We start from the raw sequence: 22,692 nt of genomic DNA, 5'->3' as shown, positions 1-22,692 counted from the left end.
CGCTTCGCTCCGGCCGCCTGAGCTCCGCCCTGAGCCCATGGTGAGCGGCCTCCTCCGCTGCGCTCCGGAACCGCTCACGTCGACTCCCCGGTTCGTAGGAAACAGACCAGCTCGGCGACCGCGGCCGTGTCCTGGTGGACCTGCACCGGCACGGCCAGGCGGTTGCCGGGCTCCGCGCGGTACACCTGGCGCGGCATGCTGAGGCGGACCGGAGCGTCCAGCTCCGCGTAGCGCAGGAACCGCGCCCGCAGGCCGAGCGCCGTCGCCGGCCCGCCCGCGACCAGCAGCGCGAACTGCCGGGCGCCCTCCATGAGCACCATGCCGGGGTGGTGGTCGTAGTCGTGGTCGAACATGCCGCGGTTGCCGAACGCGGGCCGCAGCTCGGCCGTCGGACCGTGCTCTCCGGGCGCTCCCGGGTCGAGCTCGGCCAGCACGACGTTGGCCGGGTCGCGCCGGCCGACCAGGCCCGGCTGGACGGTCCGCCCGGGTGCGCGGCCGGCGCGCAGGTCCACGGTGGTGGGCGGGTCCGACTGCCGCTGGAGGTAGCGCAGGCCGCGGTAGTCGGCGGCCGACATCGCGCTCACCTCCATGGCGACGGTGCCCAGCCGGTGGCCGGCCATCTCCAGCTCCTGGTGCACCCGGAAGTGGCGCACCTCGGTGCCGCGCCGCCGCACCTCCGGGAACGTCATGACGATCCACAGCTCGCCGGGCGCGTGCCCGACCCGCAGCCCGTCGCCGTCGGCCAGCTGCACCTCCAGCGTCCGTACCGCGAACGCGGTGCCCAGCGGCACGTCGAGGAACCGGTGGCACGCGTACATCGCGGCCTGCCGGCTCGCCTCGGCGACGAGCAGGATGTCGAAGCGTTTCGGGGTCAGCAGGTCGTCGCTGTAGTAGGCATGGGCCATCGGCAGCTGGGCCGCCGCGACATAGGTCGGTCCGGGTGTCTCCTGCACGTCGGTGACGAACACCTCGGCGACCGCGGCGCGGTGCACCAGGTGCCGGTCGACCGTGCTGCGGAACGACACGGCGGTCACTCCCTTCGCCGTTCTCGGTTTCGGTCCGGTCGAAGTATTCAAGGCGGGCATTGAACCGGTGTCGATGCCGCGTAAAAGCGCAGCGTGCGGCGCCGGGCTCAGGGCAGGATCAGCAGCACCTGCTCGGCCTGGCAGGCCGGTACCGACGCGCCGTCGAGCTCGACGGTGACCTGCACGGTCGCCTGGATGCCGCGCGGCAGCTCGACGACCCCGACCACCGCGCCGCGGCCCCGCACCCGCGAACCGGCCGGCACCGGCGTGCGCAGCCGCACCCGGTTGAAGCCGGCGTTGACCGTCATCCCGGCGTTCTCGACGCGCAGCAGCCGGGTCACGAACGTCGTGCACAGCGCGAGGGTGAGCGCGCCGTGCGCGACGGTCGTGCCGAACGGGCTGTCGGTGCGCGCCCGCTCGGGGTCGACGTGGATCCACTGCCGGTCCCCGGTGACGTCGGCGAACGCCAGGATCCGCTCGTGGTCGAGGACCTCCCACCCGGTCGTGCCGAGGTCCCCGGTCTGTACCGCTGCGATGTCCGTGAATGTCGTCATGCGTCGATTCTGGCGGCGCCAGATTGCCGTACTGCTACAGGAAGCGCCACAGATGGTCGTTGGTGCCGTTGTCGTCCCAGACGAGGATCTGCGCGCCCTGGGCGGTGGAGGCGCCGGTGACGCCGAGGACCCGGCCGCCGTTCGCGGACTGGATGCGGAAGCAGCCGTTCCCGCTGTACCGCAGCCTCCACCGCCGGTCGTTGGAGCCGGTGTCGGGGAGCTGGACCGCGCGGGTGCCGTTGCCGGTGCCGTTGTTCTCGACCCCGAGCACCTTGCCGCTGTTGGTGTTGCGCAGGCGCAGGTAGGCGCCGTCGACGACGGCGGTCCACAGGTGGTCGGCGGTGCCGTTGTCGTCCCACTGGACGACGAGGGCGTTGTCGGCGGTGGACATGTTCGTCACGCCGAGGACGCGGCCGCTGGCGAGGTTCTGGATGCGCCGCGCGCCGTTGGGGACGAACCGCCAGAGGTTGTCGGCGCTGCCGTCGTCGGGGGTCTGCACGGCCTGGGCGCCGTTGGCGGTCGAGTTGCCCTGGATGCCGAGGAGCTTGCCGCTGTTGACGTTGCGCAGCTTGTGCCCGCCGTCGCCGTTGTCCACGACGGTCCAGCGGTGGTCGGCGGTGCCGTTGTCGGCCCACTGCAGCACGATCGCGTTGTCGGCGGTGGACATGTTCTGCACGCCGAGGACCTTGCCGCTGTTGCGGTTGCGCAGCCGTACCGCGGTGCCGTCGACGACGAGCTCCCAGTCGTGGTCGGCGGTGCCGCTGTCGGTCCACTGCAGGGCGGGTCCGCCGTCGGCGGTGGACATGTTCTGGATGCCGAGGACCAGGCCGGAGGCGGCGTTGACGAGCCGGAAATTGGTGCCGCCGGTGCTCCAGTAGACGGTGTAGTTGAAGCCGTGCGCGTCCTGGAACGGTCCCAGGCCGACGTTCGTGCCGTCGGCGCTCGCGGTGAACTGCAGCGCGGTCGTGCTGGTGCGGGTGACCGACGAGGTGGCGAGCGCCGGGAGCGCCGTCAGCGCGGTGTTGCCGTAGTTGCCGGCGAGGACGACCGGTCCATAGTGGACGGAGACGACGTTGGCGTTGTCGTTGGCGCTCTTGACGGCGACCTGCATGGGGAGCTTGACGGTGACGGTGTCGCCGCTCGCCCAGGTGCGGGTGATGCTCGCGTAGGTGCCGGGTGTGGCGGTTTGGGTGGTGCCGTTGATGGTGACGGTGGCGCCGGTGGTCCAGGCGGGGATGCGGATGCGCATGGTCCAGGTGCCGCTGCCTTGGATGGTGAGGGTGGTGGTGTCGCTGGTCGGGTAGGTGGTGGTTTGGGTGATGGTGACGTTCTGCTGGGTCCAGGTGAGGACGGATGGGACGTACAGGTTCACGGTGAGGGTGGTGCCGTTGTGGAAGTAGATGGAGTCGGCGAGTTTGGTGTTGGTTTCGACGGCGGTGCCCTGGCAGCACCAGAAGCTGTCGTAGTCGGTGCTCCAGGTGCCGCCGCCCCAGGCGGGGCCGACGCCGCGGCGGCCGCCGGGTTTGAGTGGGGTGAAGTAGGTGATGTGGCCGTGGGTGTCGGCGGGGTTCTGGGCGCCGATGAGGTGGTTGAGCAGGGCGCGTTCGTAGAAGTCGAAGTGGGTGGTGTTGTCGGGTTGCAGGAGCCAGAGTTCGCGGGTGAGCTTGAGCATGTTGTAGGTGTTGCATTGTTCGCAGGTGTCGTTGGTGAGGTAGCCGGCGATGGCGTTGGGGGCGCGGAAGTGTTCGGCTTGGCTGTTGCCGCCGATGGCGTAGGTGTGGGCGTTGACGGTGATGGTCCAGGCGTTGACGGCGATGTCGCGGTAGCGGGTGGTGCCGGTGGCCTTGTATTCGCGGGCGGCGCCGATCCATTTCGGGACCTGGGTGTTGGCGTGCAGGCCGTTGAGCTGATCCAGGTTGGCGGCGAGGGGGTTGAACACGGCGGTGTGGTCGAAGCGTTGGGCGGTGGCGAGCCAGCGGGTGTCGCCGGTGTGCTGGTAGAGGTCGGTCAGGACGGCGTTCATGCCGCCGAACTCGACGGCGAGGGTGGCTTGCAGCTGGCTCGGGCTGAGGCGGGCGGTGCGCCAGTCGACCCATCCGGCGAGGGCGAGGAGGACGTCGCGGGCTTGGGTGGTGCCGATCAGTCGCCAGACGTCGAGCAGGCCGGCGAGGGTTTTGTGGATGCAGTACCAGGGGACGTTGCCGTTGTTCAACGTTCCGGCTTCGAGGGCGGTGAAGTCCGCTTCGGGGAAGCCGGACAGGTAGCCGGCGGTGAATCCGGCGGTCGGGTTGTTCGTCTGGCAGGCGGCGAGGGCGGCGACCATGGCGTTGGCCTTGTCGCGGCACACCGTGTCGCCGAGCGCCGCCCACGCCTGCGCCCACGCGGTGAGCAGGTGGCCCTGCATGTGGGTGCGGAACGGGAACGTCGGCGCGTCCCACCCGCCGGTCGCCGCGGCACCGTTCGTGGACAGGCGATGGTTGGCCCGGAAGTTGTACAGCAGCCGCTCGACGTCGACGAACCTCAGGTACGACAGGGTCCGGTTCTGGTTGTCCAGGAAACGGCCCGCCGTCAACCGCACCTGGCCGAGGTCGAACGGGTACGCACCGACGCCGATGTCGGCACGGGCCGGAGCCAACACCGCCTCGGCGGCCTGGTCGGGGACGATCGTCGTGGCCAGGGCGGCGGCGCCCGTGGTCTGCAGCAGTCGGCGGCGGCTGAGGCTCGGCATCGGTGTGGTCCTTTCGCGGTTATCCGGCGATCTCGCGGAGCAGGCGGGCACTGTCGAGGTGGTCGGTGTCGGTCACGCGGGCGACGATCCGGCGGTCGCGCAGGACGGCGATCGTGTGGCTCATCCGCAGGATCTCGGTGAGCTCGGCCGAGACGAAGACGACGGCCATGCCGGCCCCGGCGAGCTCGACGACGAGCCGCTGGATCTCGGCCTTGGCGCCGACGTCGATGCCGCGGGTCGGCTCGTCGAGGATGAGCAGGCAGGGATCGGTGAGCAGCGATCGCGCCAGCAGCACCTTCTGCTGGTTGCCACCGCTGAGCTCACGCACCGGCAGGTTCGGGTTGGCGGGGCGGATGTCGAGGCCGGCGATGTACCAGTCGACGACCTCCTGCCGGCGCCGCTTCGGGATCGGCCGCGACCAGCCGCGCGAGGCCTGCAGCGCGAGCAGGATGTTCTCCTCCACCGTGAGCTGCTCGACGAGCCCCTCGGTGCGCCGGTCCTCGGAGCAGAACGCGATGCCGCGCCGCACCGACTCGTGCGGCTCCGGCGAGACCGGCTCCGCCCTGACGGTGAGCCGGCCGGTGTCGGGCCGGTCGGCGCCGAACAGCAGCCGCGCGAGCTCCGTGCGGCCGGAGCCGAGCAGCCCGGCCAGCCCGACCACCTCGCCCTTGTGGATCGTGAGGCTGAACGGCTCGACGGCCGGCACCCGGCCCAGCTCCTCGGCCACGACGACGGGCTCGGCCCGGTCGGGCCGGTGGCGCGGCAGGTCGTCGAGGCCCTCCAGCTCCTTGCCGAGCATCAGCCCGACCAGCTCCAGCTGCGGCAGGTCCGCCACCCGGTGCTCGCCGACGACCCGGCCGTTGCGCAGGACGGTCATGCGGTCGCAGATCTCGTACACCTGGCCCAGGAAGTGCGACACGAACAGGATCGCGATGCCCTGGTCGCGCAGCTGCCGCATGACCCGGAAGAGCCGCTCGACCTCGCCCTGGTCGAGACTGGAGGTGGGCTCGTCGAGCACGAGCACCTTGGCCTCGACGTCGATCGCGCGTGCGATGGCGACCATCTGCTGGATCGCGATGGGGTAGTCGTCGAGCTGGGCGGCGACGTCGAGGTCGAGCTGGAGCCGGTGGAGCAGCTCGCTCGCCCGCCGGCGCATGGTCTTCCACCGGATGTGGCCGAAGCGGGTCGGCTCGCGCCCGATGAGGATGTTCTCGGCGACCGAGAGGTTGGGGCAGAGGTTGACCTCCTGGTAGACCGTGCTGATCCCGGCCTGCGTGGCGGCCGCCGGCCCGGCGAAGCGGACCGTCTGCCGGTCGAGCACTATGCGGCCGCCGTCGGTGTCGTAGACCCCGGTCAACACCTTGATCAGGGTCGACTTTCCGGCGCCGTTCTCGCCCATCAGGGCGTGGATCTCCCCGGGGTACAGCCGGAAGTCCACCTCGTCGAGGGCCTTGACCCCGGGGAACTCCTTGCTGATCCGGTGCATCGAGAGCACAGGCGCGATGTCCATGGCACCCCCCGGTTCCGTGGGTGTGCGGGCACGCCGGCTCGCCCGGTCGTGTTAGCGCTAACACGACCGGCCCGGCGGTGCTCGTGGCGGTTTGACGCGTTGGCGGGAGACGCTCTGTAGAGCGTTAACATTGGGGCGGTTGAGGCAGCACGGTACTGAACCCGCGCCCCACCCGTCAACGCTTACCGATGGAAGCGTTCCTCGAACCGCGCGGGTATTCCTTGGTGGCGGGTGGACTCGGCCACTGTGGGAGGGTTCAGGATGAAGCCGTGTCCAGTGAACGTCTCACCATCGGCGGGTTCGCGCGACTGTGCCGGCTGACCGTCAAGCGGCTGCGTCATTACGACGAGGTCGGGCTGTTGCGGCCGGCCGAGGTCGATGCGGCGACCGGGTACCGGTTCTATCACCGGTCGCAGGTGCGCGACGCCATGGCGATCGGGCTGCTGCGGTCGCTCGACGTGCCGCTGCCGGCCATCGCCGAGATCCTTGCCGGGGACGACGAGGGGCGGGCCGCCGTGCTCGCGGCCGAGCGGGACCGGCTGGAGCGGGAGCTGGCGCGGGCCCGGCGGACGGTGGACGCGCTGCAGCGGCTGCTCAGTGAGGGGCTGCTGCAGCATGACGTGCGGCTGACCCGGGAGCCGGCGCGCCGCCTGCTCGTCGCCCGGGCGGTGTGCGCGGCGGACGACATCGGTCCGGCCGTTGCCGGGTGCCTGGGGCGCGTTCTCGCCGCCGGCGTGCCGTTCGCCGGGCCGCTCTGGGGGCTCTTCCCGACCGAGCTCGACGGAGACCTCCGCGTCGCCGCCGGTGCCGAGCTCCCGGCCGGTGCCGATGCCGGCGGACCGCCCGGGCTCGAGGTGGAGGAGCTGGCGGCGACCGCGGCGGTGGTGGCCGTGCACAGCGGGCCCTATGAGCAGTTGCCGCTGACCTACCAGTCCGTGTTCGCCTGGGTGCACGAGCGCGGGTTCGTCCCCGCCGGGGTGGCGCGCGAGATCTACCTGACCGACCCTACGACCACCGAACCGGACCGGCTGGTGACGCAGCTCGTGGTGCCGGTCGGGGAGGAGTGAACGAAGCCATGAGCATCGATCTGCGCAAGCTGCACCGGCCCTTGTACACCGCCGGTGCCGAGCCCGGGTTCGTCGACGTGCCGCCGTTGCCGTTCCTGATGGTCGACGGGGCCGGGGACCCGTCCGGCGATGGGTACCGGGACGCGGTCGAGCGGCTGTACCGGGCCGCGTACCGGGTCCGGGGGGTGCTGAAGGCGGCCGGGGTCGTGCACACCGTGCCGCCGTTGCAGGGGCTGTGGACCGGGGTCGGGGACGGGCGCGGGGACCGGGCCGGGTGGCGGTGGACGATGCTGTTGCAACTGCCGGCCGAGGCGACCGCGCAGATGCAGGACGTCGACGGGGTGCGGGTGGAGACCTTCGCCGAGGGGCCGTCGGTGCAGGTGCTGCACGTGGGGCCGTACGCGGAGGAGACGCCGGCCATCGAGCGGCTGCTCGCGTTCGCGGCGCGGCACGAGCGGGCGGTCACCGGGGTGCACCACGAGATCTATCTGAGCGACCCGCGGCGCACGGCCCCGGAGCGGTTGCGGACGATCATCCGGTACGGCGTCGAGAGCTGAGGGGGAGCGCACGGGGCGGCTCGCCGCCCCGGCGCCGGAAGCCAAGGGTCAGACGGCCATCTCCCCGAGCGACGACCAGTCGTCCTGCGGCAGCGTGACGTTCACGATCCGCGGGGTTTCGACGAGGTACTGCGGCAGCGTCCGCTGCGCCTCCTTGAAGTGCTCCGAGGTCACGTGCGCCTCGCCCGCGTCGTCGCGGAACGCCTCGACGAGCACGTACTCGTCGGGGTCGTCCAGGCTGCGCGACCAGTCGAACCACAGGTTGCCCGGCTCGGCGCGGGTCGCCGCGGTGAACGCGGCGGTGATCGACGGCCAGGCGTCGGCGTGCTCGGGCCGGACCCGGAACTTCACGGTAATGAAGATCATTTGTCAGCCAATCAGGAGCAGGGCACCGACCGAGGCGCCGAGGGTGACCACGGCGGTGACGGCGCCGGTGAGGATGAACGTCCGCCAGGACACGGTGACGCCCTGGGCCCGGCACCGTTCGTACCACAGCAGCGTCGCGAGCGAGGCCCACGGCAGGATGATCGGCCCGATGTTCGTCCCGAGGAGGAGGCCGAGCAGCTGGGTGTGATTGGCGAGCGGCACCGCCGACTCACCCGCGACGTACGCCGGCAGGTTGTTGATGAGGTTGGACAGCCCGGCGCCGGTGATCGCGGCCCGCACGGTGCCGGCGGCGCCCGGGTCGGTGCTCATGACCGCGGCGAGCAGGTCGTCGAGGCCGAGCCGGCCGACGGCCTGCATGACCAGGAACAGGCCGGTGACGAAGCACAGCAGCCGGACCGGGACGAGCGACCAGCGCAGGCTGCCCCGGTCGCGCAGCAGGAAGCCGACGAGGACGGCGCCCGCGCAGGCGCCGGTGGTCCAGGCGAGCGGCACGCCGGCCAGGATGAGCACGACGAAGCTGACGCAGGCGACCGAGGCGAGCGCGAACAGCACCCGGTCGTGCGGGCGATGCGGCTCCGGCGGCGCGTAGCGGTCGGCCCCCCGCCGGCCGCGCCGCCAGTAGAACAGCCACAGGCAGGCCATGGTGGCCAGGATCGACGCGGCCTGGGGCAGCACCGTGCGGGCCGCGAACTCGGCCGGCGTCAGGTCGATGCGGTCGCCGGCCAGCAGGTTGGTGAGGTTGGATACGGGCAGCAGCAGGCTCGCGGTGTTCGCCAGCCAGACGGTCGTCATGGCCAGCGGCAGGGGAGACACCCGCATCGCGCGGGCCACGGCCAGCATGACGGGCGTCAGCAGCACCGCGGTGGTGTCGAGGTTCAGGAACATCGTCGTCGCCGAGGCGAGCAGCACGCACAGCACGAACAGCACGGCGTAGTTGCCGCGGGCGAGGATCGCCAGCCGCGCCGCGACGACGTCGAACACCTCCGCCCTCGCGGTCAGCTCGGCCAGGATCACGACGAAGCCGAGGAAGATCAGCAGCGGCAGGACGCGCCGCAGGGTCGCCGTCGCATCCTCCGGCGTCAACGGGCCGACCAGCACCGCGGCCAACCCCAGCACGCTGACCGCGATCGCCACCCAGGTCAGCGTGTCGGGCCGCCATCTGGCCGGCCGCGTGGGCGGCTGCTCGACCACCACCGAGTCCTTCACGGTGCCCAGTATCAGGGATGGCCGCACTCGATCGGTTGTCGCACCGTGATCGTGCGGACCGGTAGAGTAGGCGCCAATCGATGGGCGACAGGGGGCACCGTGTCCACAATCGTGGCCGGAAACGAGCAACGACCTGCGATTACGGTGCTTCAGCTCGCCGGGCTGCCGGAATTCCATAAGCCGGACGGCGGCCCCGGCGAACGTTCGGACGACGCATTCCGGATCATGCTCGGCGACGGGCTGCCCCGCCCCGATCTCGTGCTGGTGACCGGCAACCTGGCCCGCCGCGGCCGGAAGTGGGAGTACGACCAGGCGCTGCGCTACCTCGGCGAGATCGCCGAGCGGTTCGAGCTGCCGCCGCGGCGGGTCGTGCTCGTGCCGGGGGAGGGCGACATCAACCGCGAGGCCGCCGCCTCCTACTTCCTGCAGCGCGCCGCCGAGGACGAGGAGGCCGAGCCGCCGTACTGGCCGAAGTGGACCCAGTTCGCCGCCATGTTCGGCCGGTTCTACCACGACGTCGCCGACGTGTCGTTCGCGCCGGGCGAGCCGTGGTCGCTGTTCGAGCAGCCCGACCTGAAGGTGGTCGTGGCCGGCGTCAACTCGACCATGGCGCACAGCCACCGCGACGAGGACGGCTACGGGCTGATCGGCGAGCAGCAGGCGCAGTGGTTCCAGTCGCGGCTGCCGCGGTACGAGGGCATGGGCTGGCTGCGCGTCGGCCTCCTGCACCACCAGGCCGAGCTGCGCGACGCGGAACTGCTCGACCGGCTCATCGCCCCGCAGCTCAACCTGGTGCTGGACGGGTCGGGCGGCGTCGAGCTGCTGCGCGTCGCCCCCGAGGGGCTGACCCGCTGGACGGCCCCCGGCGGCCGCCTGGTCCGCGAGGACCTCCCGGCCGCCCTCGACGCCGTCCACGCCACGTTCCCGTCGGCCGGGCGCACGCCGGCGCCGGTCGAGACGATCCAGCCCGGGGGCCGGGCCCGGCGGGTCGAGGAGTTCGCCGACCGGGTCAAGGAGATCTGCGCGCTGCGGCACGGCGGCGCCACGATCGTGACGGTGCCCGCGACCGCGAAGGCGCCGATGTACCTGCGGGTCAGCTCGGTCGAGGACTCGTTCGTCACCCAGCGGCCGGTCGGCCTGGCCGAGAACGGCGTCACCGAGCGGATCATCGACCAGTTCGTGCAGCACGTCCACCAGGACTTCGCCGCCGCCGACCCGTACCTCGTCTCCGAGTTCGTCTACAGCGGCGCGCCCGCCGGCGAGCAGCTCGTCGCGCTCGCCCGCAAGCGCGGGGTCAACCTGCGCAGCTTCGTCGAGTACCAGGGCCTGATGGACCTGCGCAGCTACCTCGCCCGCCAGACCGAGCGCCTGGAGAACAGCCGGCTCTACCCGCCCGCCACCTATGTTCCCCAGCGGTACCGCGTGATCGGCGCTCCCGGCGAGGTCCGCGACGGCCTGCTGGAGCAGGTGTTCGGCTGGATGGAGACCGACGACCAGCAGTTCGCGCTCGTCCTCGGCGACTTTGGTCTGGGCAAGACCTTCCTGCTGCAGGAGCTGGCCCGGCGGATGCCCGAGCGGCTGCCGCACCTGGTGCCGATGCTGCTGGAGCTGCGCACCCTGGAGAAGGCCCGCAGCGTCGACGAGCTCGTCGCGCAGCACCTCGCGTTCTCGGGGGAGAAGCGGATCAACCTCGACGCGTTCCGGTACATGCTGCGCAGCGGCCGGATCGTGCTCATGTTCGACGGCTTCGACGAGCTGGCCCTGCGGGTGTCGTACGACCGGGCCGCCGACCGCCTGCAGACCCTGCTGCAGGGCCTCGAGGGCCGGGCGAAGCTGGTCATCAGCAGCCGCTCGCAGCACTTCATGTCGACCCAGCAGGTGCTCACCGCGCTCGGCGAACGCGTCGAGCGGGTCCGCAGCTCGCACCTCGTCGAGCTGGTCGACTTCACCGACGAGCAGATCCGCGAGTACCTCATCCGCCTCTTCGGCGGCGACCACCGCAAGGCCGACGCCCGGCTCGACCTGATCCGCGAGATCCGCGACCTGCTCGGCCTGTCGCGCAACCCGCGGATGCTCGGCTTCATCGCCAACCTCGACGAGGCGCGGCTGCGCCGGGTGCACGCGCGTGAGGGCAGCATCAGCTCCGCCGACCTGTACCGCGAACTGCTCGACCACTGGTTCCGGCACGAGGACTGGCGGGCGAGCCCGCGCGGCGCCACGCCGGTCCTGACGACCGACGACCGGTGGCGGGCGGTGCGCGCGCTCGCCATGCGGCTCTGGCAGCAGATCGAGTGGACCGTCGCCGTGTCGGAGCTGGAGGAGGAGACCGCGCAGGCGCTCGGCCCGCTCGCCGACCGGTTCCTCGACGAGGACCAGGCCGCCCAGCTCGTCGGCTCGGGCACCCTGCTCGTGCGCGACGACGAGGGCCGGTTCGGCTTCGTCCACCAGTCGGTGCTGGAGTGGCTCATCGCCGCCGAGGCCGCCCGCCAGCTGCAGGGCCCGGACCGCAACCCGGCCGTGCTCGGCCACCGGCCGATCTCCGCGCTCATGGCCGACTTCTTCGCCGGGCTCGTCGGCCGCGGGCCGGCCGTCGAGTGGGCGCGGCAGGTGCTCGACAGCGTCACCGCCAGCGACGTGGCCAAGAAGAACGCGCTGCTCGTGCAGGACCGGGTCGGCGTCCAGCACGCCACCCAGGCCCGGCTGTCCGGGCAGAACCTGCGCGGCAGCCTCATCGCCGGCAACGACTTCAGCGAGGCCGACCTGGCCGGGGCCGACCTCACCTCGGCCCGGCTCGTGCAGAGCGACCTCAGCCGGGCCTCGCTGCGCAGCGCCCAGTTCGTCGGCGCCGCGCTCGACCGCGTCCGGCTGGTCGGCGCCGACCTCGCCGGCGCCGACTTCAGCGAGGCCCGCCTCGTCGCCACCGACCTGTCCGGCACCGTGCTCACCGGCAGCCGGTGGACCGGCGCGTCGCTCATCAACGTGACCGCCGACCCGGCCGCGCTGCACGGCCCGGAGCTCGCCGAGGCCGCCGTCGCCGGCCGCGACCCGGTCGTAATGCAGCGCCCGCCCGCCGTCGCGCCGGCCCGCAGCGTCGCGTTCAGCCCGAACGGGCGGCTGGTCGCCTACGGCATGGGCCTGACGGTGGTCGTCGCCGGCCCGCAGGGCGGCCGCATCCACCGCACGCTCTCCGGCCACACCGGCGAGATCACCTCGGTCGCGTTCAGCCCCGACGGCGGCCTGCTCGCCAGCGCCGCCCTCGACGGCACCGTGCGCGTGTGGCGGACCGACGACGTGACCCTGCGCGAGACGTTCGCGGAGCCGGCCGGGCCGGTGCAGGCCGTGGCGTTCAGCCCCGACGGCACGCTCCTCGCCGCCGGCGGCGAGGACGGCACCCTGTACCTCTGGCGGGTCGCCAACGGCGTGCTGCACCGCACCCTCGGCTCCGAGGACGCGGCCGGGCCCGGCGTCACGGCCGTCGCGTTCAGCCCCGACGGCACGCTGCTCACCGCGGCCGCCGGCGACGGCCTGGTGCGGATGTGGAACGTCGCCGACGGCACCCGGGGCCGCACGCTGCACGTCTCGTCGCGGCCGGTGCAGGCGCTCGCGTTCAACGCCGACGGCACGCTGCTCGCCACCGGCAGCGGCGACGGCAAGGCCCGGCTGTGGCGGGTCGGCGACGGCGCGCTGCGCGACGAGATCGCCGCGCACATCCGCGTCGTGCTCGGGGTCGCGCTCAGCCCCGACGGCACCGAGCTGGCGACCTGCGGCGGCGACGGCCTCGTGCGGCTGTGGAACGTCGCCGACGGCTCGGTCGTCGCCAACCTGTCCGGCCACGACGACGAGGTCCTCGCCGCCGCCTACAGCCCCGACGGCGACCTGCTCGCAACGGCCGGCACCGACGGGACCGTGCGGATCTGGACGGTGTCGTCGCACAGCGGCCGGTTCGCGTTCGGCGGCCGGCAGAACGACATCAACGACCTGGCCGCGACCGGCGACGGGCGGCTGCTGGCCGCCGGCACCGACGACGGGCGGGTCCGGCTCTGGCGGCTCGCCGGCGGCACCTCCACGGTGCTGCACCGCGACCACACCGACGGCGTGTTCGGCGTCGGGTTCAGCCCCGACGGTGCGCTCGTCGCCGTCGGCGGCGCGAAGGGCACGGTACAGCTGCGCCGCCTGGCCGACGGGGAACTGCACGCCTCACCGGCCGGTGCCCCGCACGGCGGCCCGGTCCGCAAGCTCGTGTTCAACCACGGCGGCGACCTGCTCGCCACGGCGGCCGGCGAGGGCCGCATCCGGCTGTGGCGGGTCGCCGACGCGGCCCGCGTCAACACCATCGCCAGCCCGACCCGCACCGTCGCCGGGCTGGCGTTCACCCGCGACGACCGCACGCTCGTCGTGGCCGGCGGCGACGAGACCATCCAGCTGTGGCACATCGACGACGGCACCTGGGGCGAGCCGCTGCTGACCGGGCGCACCCGGGTCGTGTCGGCGCTCGCCTTCAACGCCGCCGGCAGCCTGCTCGCCAGCGGTGGCAGCGACGGCACCCTGCAGCTGTGGCAGTACGCCGACCGCGCCCACGTCGCGACCCTCGCCGCGCACCGCGGCTGGGTGCACAGCGTGGCGTTCAGCCCCGACGGCACGGCGTTCGCCACCGCCGGGCAGGACGAGACGGTCCGCGTGTGGCGGACCGCCGACGGCGCGCCGCTGGCCACCCTCACCGGGCACACCGGCGCCGTCTACGACGTGACCTACTGCGCCGGCGGCCTCCTGGCCAGCTCCGGCGCCGACGGCGTCATCCTGCTCTGGCGGCCGCCGAGCCCGGTGCCGGCCGCCACGCTGATCTCCTTCGACCAGGACGGCTGGGCCACGGTACTGCCGGACGGCCGCTACAAGCTCGACGGCGAGCCCGGCGAGGCCATGTGGTGGGCCATCAAGCTCTGCCGATACGGTCCCGGGCAGCTCGACGCGCCCGTCGACCGCTCGATCCGCCGGCTGCCCGTCGAGGCCCCGCTGCGCTGGTGACGGCCCAGCACCGCGCTCACCGTTGGCGCGGCGTTGCCGCCCGGCCCGGCGCGACCGGCAGCACCGGCACCGCGGGCAGCGCGCCGGCGGCCAGCGGCTGGCCCCGCCGGTAGGCGGTCAGCGTCTCGATCGTGTCCCGCAGAAACCCGATGAGCACCTTGCGCAGGTCGGCCGCCTGCCGGTCGACGGCGAACGCCCGGTCCTCGTCGGTCTCGGCGAGCCCCTCCTGCCGCATGACGGCCCGTTCGCGCTCCTCGATGGCCGGCAGGAACCGCTCCAGCAGCGTGTGGGTGCGCTCCGGCAGCTCGGCGAACGCCGCCGGCAGCAGCACCGGCGCGTGCAGGTCGACGGCCGTCTCCAGCTCGCTGGCGAGGGCGGACGTCGCCTCGGCCCGCGACGCCCGCGTGCGGGCCACGGTGTGGTCGGCGAGCTGGTTCAGCCGGCGCAGCGTCTCCAGCAGCGCCTCGGTGAGCCGCTCGGCCGCCGCGAGCGACAGCTCCTCCCGCCGGTTCTCCCGGTCGGTGCGCTGCGCGCGGCGGATCGCGTAGAGCGCGACGAGCACGGAGAGGATCGACCCGAGGAACGCACCGACGAACCCGTCGGCGAGCGTGTGCGGCCAGCTTTCCTGCACTGCGGTCCCCGTCCCGAGAATGGACCTGCCGGTGGAAGAACGACCCGCGCGCCGTCCCCATGAGTACGGAGGCAGCATCGGCGCGCGTGATACAGATCCTGTCACAGGACGTGCCCACGGCGGACGAGTTCGCGGGCCCGGGATGCCGTGCGCCCACCGTGTCAGAGGCCGTTGCGGGCGATGACCTCCTGGTACCACCGCGCGCTGGCCTTCGGGGTGCGCTGCTGGGTCGCGTAGTCGACGTGGACCAGGCCCCAGCGTTGGGTGTAGCCCTCCGCCCACTCGAAGTTGTCCATCAGGGACCAGACGTGGTAGCTCTCCAGCTTGACGCCCGCCGCCAGCGCGCGGTGCGCCGCGGCGAAGTGGTCGCGCAGGAAGTCGATGCGGTCCTGGTCCTGCATGGCGTTCGTCGTGGGCATGCCGTTCTCGGTGATGCTCAGCGGGATGTCGCCGTAGTCGCGCTTGATGCGGGTCAGCAGGTCGAACAGGCCGTCCGGGTCGATCTCCTGCCACGTCGCCTGGGACGTCGGGTGCTGCATGACGCGGGAGCCGGTGCCGGCGATGTGCGTGGGGCCGTAGTAGTTCACGCCCAGCAGGTCGCTCGCGGTGCCGATCACCGCCAGGTCGCCGTCGCGCATCGCCGCCCGCACCGGCGCCGGCTGGGTGGCCAGCCAGTCCTCCGGGTAGCTGCCCTTGAGCACCGGGTCGAGCCAGCGGCGGTTCTCCTCGGCGTCCGCCACCGTCGCCCGGCCGCGGGCCGCGTCCGAGTCGTCGGCTGGATAGACCGGCGACAGGCTCAGGGCCGCGCCGATCCTTCCCCCTGTGCCGGCGGCGCGCAGCGCCTGCACGGCCAGGCCGTGGCCCAGCAGCAGGTGGTGGCCGACCACGTTGGCCAGCTGCCGGTCGCGCTTGCCGGGGGCGTGGGTGCCGGCCGTGTACCCGACGTCGACCACCGTCTTCGGCTCGTTCAGCGTCAGCCAGGTCGGCACCGCGTCGTCGAGCGCGGCGAACATCGTGTGGGCATAGTCGGCGAACCACTGCGCACAGTCCCGGTTCTCCCAGCCGCCCAGCTCCTGCAGGGCCTGCGGGGTGTCCCAGTGGAACAGCGTGACGACCGGTGCGATGCCCCGCTCGCGCAGGCCGTCGACGAGCCGGCGGTAGAAGTCCAGGCCCCGCTGGTCGACCTCGCCGCGGCCGGTGGGCAGCACCCGCGACCAGGAGACCGAGAAGCGGTACGAGCGCAGGCCGAGGTCCCGCATCAGGTCCAGGTCGGAGATGAGCCGGTGGTAGTGGTCGGCGGCCACGTCGCCGGTGTCCCCGTTGCGGGTCCGGCCCGGCTCGTGGCTGAAGACGTCCCACACCGACGGCCCGCGGCCGTCCTCGGCCGCGGCGCCCTCGATCTGGTACGCCGACGTGGACGCGCCCCAGCCGAAGCCGGACGGGAAGGTCGTGGCGCCGCCGGAGGGCCTGGCGGCCGGTTCGCCGCCGGGGCCGGTGCGGGCACAGCCGGCCACCGCGCCGAGGACCGGGACCAGCCCGGCCAGGGTGAGGAGGGAACGCCGTCGCATGGCGGCGAACCTAGCGCGATTCTCCCGATACGCCCAGAAATCCGCCGAGCCGGCGAGGTCTCACATGCGCCGCCACCGCCGCATCGCCGGTCAGGGTGAAGGTCACGCCGGCCGGCGCGGCGCCGGTGGCCAGGTCGGCGCGCAGGCCGAGGTCCGGGGTCGCCAGGCGATCGTCAGCCACACCGCGTCGGGCGACAGGACCAGCGGCCGATGGTCGGCGAACGCCCGCGCCACCGCGCCGAAGAGCGGATGCACGCCGTCCGGGGCGAGCACCGGCCGGTCGGGATCGCCGCCGATCGCGCCCGCTGACGGCCCCACTGCTGGATTTGCCCGGTCGTCGGCGGGTAGATCGTCTTCCGCCCGGCGACAACCCCCCGACGACGCAGGGAGCGCCACCGTGGGAGCAACTCCTGAGTGGGACGCCTGGCTGCCGCCGGCAGCCGTCAGCTACGCGCCCGCCGTGCCCGGTGAGCGGCAGGCCACCCGGACGCGGCGCCGCCTGGCTCGCTGGCGGCCGTCGTACTGGCCGCTCGTGCTCTCGTACATCGTCATCCTGGCCAGCGACTTCTGGTTCACCGGCCGGTACGGCGGGCGGCTCGGCTGGCCGCTGACGATCCTGTGGACCTGGCCCATCTTCACCACGCTCACCGGCATCGTGGGCCTGCGGCGGACCCGCCGGGCGATCCGCGAGTCGGAGGCGCGGTGGGCCGGTCGGGGGGCGCCGGTGACGAACGACCGACTCGTCGTGGTCGTGCCGACCGTCGGGCGGCACGACACCTATCCCGCGCTCGAACGCTCGGTCCGCTCCTACGTCGCATGCCTGCCCCGGTGCTTTCCGCGCCTGCGGGTGGACGTCGTCATCGACGAGGGGTGCGAGGCGGCGGACCGCATCGCGGCGCTGGCCGCCGGGAGCGAGCTGGTCCGGCTGGTCGTGGTTCCCCGGCGGTACCGCACGGCGAAACGCACCCGGTTCAAGGCGCGTGCCACCCACTACGCGCACGAGCTGCGGCTCCACGAGGGCGAGGCCCGCGACGACGTATGGGTGCTCCACATGGACGACGACACGGGCGTCGGCCCCGACACCGCGCTGGCGATGGCGCGCTTCGTCGAGGAGCAGTCGGGCGCCGGCCGGCACGCGAAGCACCTGGCCCAGGGCATGCTGACCTATCCCCGCGAGTACGCGGTCAACCGGCTCACCTGGCTCGCCGACGCGGTCCGCCCGGCCGAGGACGTGGGGCGGTTCTCCGCCTGGACGGGCAGCGGCACGCCCCGCGCCGGCGTGCACGGCGAGCTGCTGCTCGTGCGGGCCTCGATCGAGGCGACGATCGGCTGGGACTTCGGCCCGCGCAGCCTGGTCGAGGACGCCCAGTTCGCGCTGCTGTTCAGCGCGCGCTACCCGGGGCGCAGCGGCTGGTTCGCCGGCCGGTGCTACGGCGCGTCCCCGGCCGGCATCCGCGACTTCTTCCGCCAGCGTGAGCGATGGTCGTGGGGACTGGCCGCGCTGGTGTTCAACCGCTCGCTGCAGCGGCGCAACCGGCTGCTGCTGGGCTACTCGGTGCTGTCGTGGGTGGTCGGCCCGTTCCAGAACGTCGGCGTCGTGCTGCTCATCGGCCTGCTGGTCGCCGACCCGAACACGTCGCCCGAGACCCTGCTGGTCATCCCGCTGTGGGCGCTGAACATGGCGTACACGATCTGGATGTACTGGGAGGGCCTGCGCATCAACGCCACCGTGTCGGCCCACGACCGGCGGCGCTGGTGGGAGCCGCCGGCCGTGGTGTTGCTCATCCCGTTCTTCGGGCTGATGGAGGGGATCCCCGGGCTGCACGGGTTCCTGAAGTTCGCCCGCCGCACGGAGAACCGCTTTCAGGTCATCGCGAAGCCGTCGTGAAGACGGTGGCCTCCCGCGCCGTCTCCCTGATGTGCGCGAACAGCCGCCGCCCCCAGTCCGTCAGCCTCCCGGCGTCGAAGCCGGTGGCCGCGTCGAGGTACTCCACGCCGCCGCTGTTGCCGCTCCACGACCAGCCGAGGTAGCCGACCCCGCGCTCCTGCGCCGCCCGCATGATGGCGTCGTCGGCCACGGCGCCGTCGGTGTGCTTCCAGCCGAACTCGCCGACGACGAGCGGCAGCCCCTGCCGCCGGAAGGCGTCGAGGTAGCCGGTGACCTTCTCGGCGGTGCCGTACACGCCGTACATGTGCACCGAGAACACCGTGTTGTGCAGCGGGTCGGCGGCCAGCACGGACGCGGCGTTGTCCCGCATGACGCCCGACCAGTCCTGGCCCCAGTTCGGCGCGTCGGCCATGAGCAGGTGGCGCAGGCCGGCGTCGCGAAGCTTGCGGACCGCCGCCTTCGTCGCCGCGGTCCACGCCTCGGTACCGCTGTTGCCGTACGGCTCGTTGCCGATGTTGACGACGACGTAGTCCTCCTGGCCGGCGAGCACGTCGCGCAGCCCCGCCCACCAGCCGGTCACCGCGTCGAGCGGGACGGAGCCCTCCTGGTCGCCGTAGCCGGTGGTGTCGTGGTTCTCCAGCACGCAGATGAGCTTCTGCTGCTTGCAGGTGGCGACCACGTCGGCCACCTCGGGCGCCGTCGTCTGGCGGGTGAGCACGACCCGGACCGTGTTGGCGCCGAGCCGCTTGATGTCGGCGAACGCCTGCCGCTGGTCCTGCATCCAGGCATACGGGTGGCTGATCCCCCGCATCACGAACGGGCTCCCGTCGCCCTCGACGACCTCCCGCCCGCTGACGTGCAGCCCCAGCTTGCGGGCGGCTGGTTGCTGCTGTTGGTGCGATGACCTGTCGGGCCAGGACAGGGCGGCGACGAACGCGAACACGGCGAGCACTCCCACGAGCACGACGGACTTCCTCATGATCTCCCTAGGCGTCGGGCGGGCGGCGTCGGGACGAGAGTACCGGCGTTCACCCGCAAATCCACCCGAAGGTGGGCGCCTCGGGAGCTTTGGTTATCCGACCGTTTCCGGCGGCGGGTGCGGGAGTGGATGGGCGCCCTGCGGCCGCAGGCCGTCGAAGATGATGGCCAGGTAGCGCCGCCAGAGGTCGGGCGGCGCGTCCGGCACGTAGGTCGTGACGTAGTTCGGCGCGCACATGAGCAGCACGACATCGGCGCCGGTTACGTCGGCCCGCACGGCGCCGTGCGCCCGGGCCCGCTCGACGAGGCGCTCGACGGTACCGAAGAGGCCCGCACGCGCCCGGGTCACGGCCGGGTTCTGCCCGCCGGCCTCCTGGAGGAACGACAGGTCGCGCTGCTGCCGCTGGTGTGCGGCGACGGTGAGGAACTCCAGCAGCGCGGCCCCGGCGTCGTCCGCCCCGAGGAGCCGCTCGCCGGCGTCGACCAGCTCGTCGATGCGGTCGAGCACGATCGCCGCGAGCAGGTCGTCCTTGGTCGGGAAGTGCCGGAACACGGTGCCCTTGCCGAGCCCGGCCCGGCGCGCGATGTCGGCCACCGACGCGTCGAGCCCGCGCTCGGCGAACTCGTCGGCGGCGGCCGCCAGCAGCAGCCGCCGGTTCCGGGCGGCGTCGGCACGCATCACGGCCGTCACCCTAGCAAGTTGACCGGCTGGTCCGCTTCGCTTAAGGTGACCGCACGGTCCGCTTCCCCTGGAGGAGCACACATGAAGGCAGTCGTCGCGACCGGCTACGGCCCGCCCGAGTCGTACTCGGTGGCGGACGTGCCGCAGCCGCGGCCCGGCCCGGGCCAACTCCAGGTCCGCGTCGCCGCCGCCTCGATCAACCCGGCGGACGTCCGCCTGCCCAGCGGCGAGTTCCGCGACTCGGTGCCGCTGGCGTTCCCGCACGTGCCCGGCAACGACTTCGCCGGCACGGTGACCGAGGTCGGCGCCGGCGTGACCGCGTTCCGGGTGGGCGACGAGATCTTCGGCCAGGCGATTCCCCGGGCGCTGCGCGCGATGGCCGGCGCGACCCGGCCGTCGCTGAGCACCGGCTCGCTGGCCGAGTTCGCCGTGTTCGAGGCCGACACCCCGTTCCTGGCCCACCGCCCGGACGGGCTCGGGGTCGAGGAGGCGGCCGCGCTGCCGACCGTCGGGCTCACCGCCCGGGCGCTCATGGCCACCGCCGGCGTGCGGCCGGGCGAGACGGTCCTGGTCGTCGGGGCCACCGGCGGCGTCGGCACGGCGGTCGTCCCGCTGCTCGCCGCGGCCGGTGCCAACGTGGTCGCCACGGCGACCGAGGCCGACGCGGGCGTCCTGCGCGCGCTGGGCGCCGCCGAGACGATCGGCTACGCGGAGTCCGGCTACCCCGCGGGCGTCGACGCGGCGTTCAACCTGACCCTGCCGAGCGACCGCCTCCAGGGCGTGGCCGCCGCCGTCCGCCCCGGCGGCCGGGTCCTCACCATCACGTTCCCGGTGCCGGAGCCCGGCTGGCTGGGCCGCGACGACGTCGACCTGCGGTTCGTGCTCGACATGGACGGCGCGCTCGGCGGCATGCGCGAGGTGGCGGACCTGGCTGTGGCCGGCACTCTGCCGGCGACGATCGGCCGGCGCTACCGCCTGGAGGAGGGCCCGCGGGCGTGCGTCGACTTCGCCCGCCGCCACACCACGGGCAAGCTCGTCGTGACGATGTAGCCGCCCCGTCCGCCCCCGGCCGCCCCGGCCGCCCCGCTGCCCCGAGTTGCCCCAAGTTGCCCCAGGTTGCCCCGGGTTGCCCTGGCTGCCCCAGGTTGCCCTGGCTGCCCTGGCTGCCCCGGCTGCCCGGCCGGGGGCGGCCGGGGGCGGCCGAACGTCACCGGCCGACCTCGATCATGATCACTCGCCCATGATCCATGGAACCATCTGGCTGCCTGGACGACCAGAAGTCTCCCTCGATCATGAGCCCGCCGCCCGGTCATGCGTGATCTGCTCAACCTCGGATAACCGAAATGTCGGATATGTCAGGCGCGAAGCGCCGGACATATCCGGGCGGCACTGGCCCGGGCGGCGGTGGGCCGGGCGGTGGTGGGTCAGTCGCGGCGGGGGGCTACCGGGGCGCTCAGGCCCATCGTGAAGAGGCGCTGGTCGACCTCGTTCAGGGCCAGGCGCAGCGCGCCCAGCGCCACGCTGTCGGCGCCCAGGGTCGACGCTCGCACGTCCGGGACGCGGAGGCAGAGCTTCTGCAGTTCGCGGTGCAGCGGCTCCAGCACCAGGTCGGCCGAGCGGGAGAAGCCGCCGCCGTACACCACGACCTGCGGGTCCAGCGCCAGGACCAGCGCCGCGGTGCCGATCGCCAGGTCCTTCACGTAGCGGTTCACGGCCGTGCGGGCGTCGCGGTTGCCGGCGCGGGCCGCGTTGAAGACCCAGGCGGCGGCGTCGTCGGGGTTCACGGTGGCCGGGACGCCCGGGCACTTCTCCAGGTGGGACGGGGCGGTGAGCCAGCGCACGGCCTTCAGGGCGCCGATCTCGCCGGCCGCGCCGCCGTAGCCGCGGCGCAGGACGCCGTCGATGATGAGGCCGGCGCCCAGGCGCATGCCGGCGAGCAGGAAGACGATGTCGTTCGCGTCGCGGGCGGTGCCCTGCCAGCGCTCGGCCAGGGCGGCCAGCTTGCAGTCGTTCTCGACGATGATCGGGCAGGTGAACCGGTCGCTCAGGTGCGCGGCGAGGTCGACCGTCCGCCAGCCGGGCAGCGGGGTGAACAGGGTCGTGCGGCCGGAAGCGTCGACCGGGCCGGTGACGCCGACCGTGACGGCCCAGATGTCCGCCGGCGACTTGCCCGACTCCTGGAGGGACTGGGCCAGGATCTGGTCGAGGGCGGCGAGCCGCTCGGCCGGGTCGGCGTCCGCGGCGACCGCGCAGCGCGAGGTCTGCACGACGTTGCCGTCGAGGTCGGCCAGCAGGACCAGGATCTTGTGCGCGCCGACGTCGACGCCGATGACGTGGCCGGCGGTGGCGCGGAAGCGGTACCGCCGGGCCGGGCGCCCGACCGTGCTGCTCCCGCCGGGCTCGACGACCGTCGCCCAGCCGCTGCTGACCAGCCCCTGCGCGATCACGTCGACCGCGGGCCGGGACAGCCCCGTCACGTTGGCGAGCTCGGTGACCGTGGTCGGCGGCTGGTCGCGCAGCGCCCGGACCACCGTCAGCGAGTTGAGCTCCCGCAGCCGCGACAGGTCGGTGCCGGCGATGACCTGGTCTGTCACGGTCTGCCCTTCGAGGAGGTGAACCCAATATTGCTATGGAGTTTACAAACTGCCGGAGCGAGCGCAAGTCCCGGCGCCGCCACCAGCGGGCGGCGCCGGGACCGGGATCTCAGTTGCTGAACGAGAAGCTGTCGATGCTGATCGTCCCGGCACCCCCGTACCAGAAGCCCATCGCGAGCTGGGCCGGGCTGGTGCGGTTGATGCCGTTGGCGGCCATGGGGATGCGGATGTCCTGGTAGGAGGTGGTGATGGTGGGGTGTCCGCCGCCGTCGAGGGTGTAGTCGGCGAAGAGTTT

General features: G+C 72.9%; 18 protein-coding genes. 5 read left to right on the top strand and 13 right to left on the bottom strand.

Going from position 1 to position 22,692, the window contains the following annotated elements; all coding sequences use genetic code 11:
* Positions 1 to 74: 74 nt before the first annotated feature.
* The 4 genes from IEZ31_RS53170 to IEZ31_RS53155 all read right to left on the bottom strand — a co-directional run bounded on the left by IEZ31_RS53170 (position 75) and on the right by IEZ31_RS53155 (position 5,817).
* Positions 75 to 1,025: a ScbA/BarX family gamma-butyrolactone biosynthesis protein gene (locus IEZ31_RS53170; RefSeq protein WP_190257818.1), complete on the bottom strand. Its 951-nt coding sequence runs from the start codon at positions 1,023 to 1,025 to the stop codon at positions 75 to 77.
* 107 nt (positions 1,026 to 1,132) lie between these two features.
* Complete coding sequence (locus tag IEZ31_RS53165) at positions 1,133 to 1,579, bottom strand: MaoC family dehydratase (protein WP_190257817.1); 447 nt, start codon at positions 1,577 to 1,579, stop codon at positions 1,133 to 1,135.
* Positions 1,580 to 1,613: 34 nt separating this feature from the next.
* Positions 1,614 to 4,307 carry a beta-L-arabinofuranosidase domain-containing protein gene (locus tag IEZ31_RS53160; RefSeq protein WP_190257816.1) on the bottom strand — a complete coding sequence of 898 codons (2,694 nt, stop codon included), beginning with the start codon at positions 4,305 to 4,307 and terminating at the stop codon, positions 1,614 to 1,616.
* A gap of 19 nt (positions 4,308 to 4,326) precedes the next feature.
* Positions 4,327 to 5,817 (bottom strand): sugar ABC transporter ATP-binding protein, encoded by a 1,491-nt coding sequence (locus IEZ31_RS53155; protein WP_190257815.1) that lies wholly within the window; start codon positions 5,815 to 5,817, stop codon positions 4,327 to 4,329.
* 269 nt (positions 5,818 to 6,086) lie between these two features.
* Between IEZ31_RS53155 and IEZ31_RS53150 the strand changes: the two genes are divergently transcribed.
* The gene (locus IEZ31_RS53150; protein ID WP_190257814.1) at positions 6,087 to 6,884 is read left to right on the top strand and encodes a MerR family transcriptional regulator; all 798 of its coding nucleotides are present in this window, start codon (positions 6,087 to 6,089) and stop codon (positions 6,882 to 6,884) included.
* Positions 6,885 to 6,892: 8 nt separating this feature from the next.
* The gene (locus IEZ31_RS53145) at positions 6,893 to 7,441 is read left to right on the top strand and encodes a GyrI-like domain-containing protein (protein WP_190257813.1); all 549 of its coding nucleotides are present in this window, start codon (positions 6,893 to 6,895) and stop codon (positions 7,439 to 7,441) included.
* A gap of 48 nt (positions 7,442 to 7,489) precedes the next feature.
* Here the strand turns inward: IEZ31_RS53145 and IEZ31_RS53140 are convergent, their stop codons facing one another.
* Both IEZ31_RS53140 and IEZ31_RS53135 read right to left on the bottom strand, forming a co-directional pair.
* Entirely contained in the window at positions 7,490 to 7,807 is a 318-nt protein-coding gene (locus IEZ31_RS53140; protein ID WP_190257812.1) for a putative quinol monooxygenase, read from the bottom strand.
* A 3-nt stretch (positions 7,808 to 7,810) separates the two neighbouring features.
* Positions 7,811 to 9,034 carry an ArsB/NhaD family transporter gene (locus tag IEZ31_RS53135; protein ID WP_229837206.1) on the bottom strand — a complete coding sequence of 408 codons (1,224 nt, stop codon included), beginning with the start codon at positions 9,032 to 9,034 and terminating at the stop codon, positions 7,811 to 7,813.
* Positions 9,035 to 9,259: 225 nt separating this feature from the next.
* Here IEZ31_RS53135 and IEZ31_RS53130 point away from each other — a divergent pair, with 225 nt between their 5' ends.
* Positions 9,260 to 14,056, top strand: a complete 4,797-nt coding sequence (locus IEZ31_RS53130) for a WD40 domain-containing protein (RefSeq protein WP_190257810.1) — start codon at positions 9,260 to 9,262, stop codon at positions 14,054 to 14,056.
* A gap of 16 nt (positions 14,057 to 14,072) precedes the next feature.
* On the opposite strand, the gene IEZ31_RS53125 is transcribed toward IEZ31_RS53130, so the two are convergent.
* From IEZ31_RS53125 to IEZ31_RS53115, 3 genes are all read right to left on the bottom strand, one after another.
* Complete coding sequence (locus IEZ31_RS53125; RefSeq protein ID WP_190257809.1) at positions 14,073 to 14,687, bottom strand: hypothetical protein; 615 nt, start codon at positions 14,685 to 14,687, stop codon at positions 14,073 to 14,075.
* Positions 14,688 to 14,848: 161 nt separating this feature from the next.
* Positions 14,849 to 16,255 carry a GH1 family beta-glucosidase gene (locus IEZ31_RS53120; RefSeq protein ID WP_190257808.1) on the bottom strand — a complete coding sequence of 469 codons (1,407 nt, stop codon included), beginning with the start codon at positions 16,253 to 16,255 and terminating at the stop codon, positions 14,849 to 14,851.
* A gap of 102 nt (positions 16,256 to 16,357) precedes the next feature.
* Complete coding sequence (locus tag IEZ31_RS53115) at positions 16,358 to 16,573, bottom strand: DUF4419 domain-containing protein (protein WP_229837204.1); 216 nt, start codon at positions 16,571 to 16,573, stop codon at positions 16,358 to 16,360.
* Between the two features lie 79 nt (positions 16,574 to 16,652).
* On the opposite strand from IEZ31_RS53115, the gene IEZ31_RS53110 reads away from it, so the two are divergent.
* Positions 16,653 to 18,143, top strand: a complete 1,491-nt coding sequence (locus IEZ31_RS53110) for a glycosyltransferase family 2 protein (protein WP_229837203.1) — start codon at positions 16,653 to 16,655, stop codon at positions 18,141 to 18,143.
* On the opposite strand, the gene IEZ31_RS53105 is transcribed toward IEZ31_RS53110, so the two are convergent.
* Both IEZ31_RS53105 and IEZ31_RS53100 read right to left on the bottom strand, forming a co-directional pair.
* The gene (locus IEZ31_RS53105; RefSeq protein ID WP_190257807.1) at positions 18,124 to 19,122 is read right to left on the bottom strand and encodes a glycoside hydrolase family 5 protein; all 999 of its coding nucleotides are present in this window, start codon (positions 19,120 to 19,122) and stop codon (positions 18,124 to 18,126) included. The genes IEZ31_RS53110 and IEZ31_RS53105 overlap by 20 nt on opposite strands.
* Before the next feature lie 93 nt (positions 19,123 to 19,215).
* Positions 19,216 to 19,800: a TetR/AcrR family transcriptional regulator gene (locus IEZ31_RS53100; protein WP_190257819.1), complete on the bottom strand. Its 585-nt coding sequence runs from the start codon at positions 19,798 to 19,800 to the stop codon at positions 19,216 to 19,218.
* Between the two features lie 84 nt (positions 19,801 to 19,884).
* On the opposite strand from IEZ31_RS53100, the gene IEZ31_RS53095 reads away from it, so the two are divergent.
* Entirely contained in the window at positions 19,885 to 20,853 is a 969-nt protein-coding gene (locus IEZ31_RS53095; RefSeq protein ID WP_190257806.1) for an NADP-dependent oxidoreductase, read from the top strand.
* A 374-nt stretch (positions 20,854 to 21,227) separates the two neighbouring features.
* Here IEZ31_RS53095 and IEZ31_RS53090 read toward each other — a convergent pair whose 3' ends face one another.
* Both IEZ31_RS53090 and IEZ31_RS53085 read right to left on the bottom strand, forming a co-directional pair.
* Positions 21,228 to 22,397 (bottom strand): ROK family transcriptional regulator, encoded by a 1,170-nt coding sequence (locus IEZ31_RS53090; protein ID WP_190257805.1) that lies wholly within the window; start codon positions 22,395 to 22,397, stop codon positions 21,228 to 21,230.
* Between the two features lie 109 nt (positions 22,398 to 22,506).
* Positions 22,507 to 22,692: hypothetical protein (locus IEZ31_RS53085; protein WP_190257804.1), on the bottom strand; the 186-nt coding region annotated here is incomplete at its 5' end.

The sequence above is a fragment of the Dactylosporangium sucinum genome (genome assembly GCF_014647515.1).
Lineage (GTDB): Bacteria > Actinomycetota > Actinomycetes > Mycobacteriales > Micromonosporaceae > Dactylosporangium > Dactylosporangium sucinum.
The sequence above is the reverse complement of the archived record's forward strand: the minus strand, read 5'-3'. Positions and strand labels throughout refer to the sequence as shown.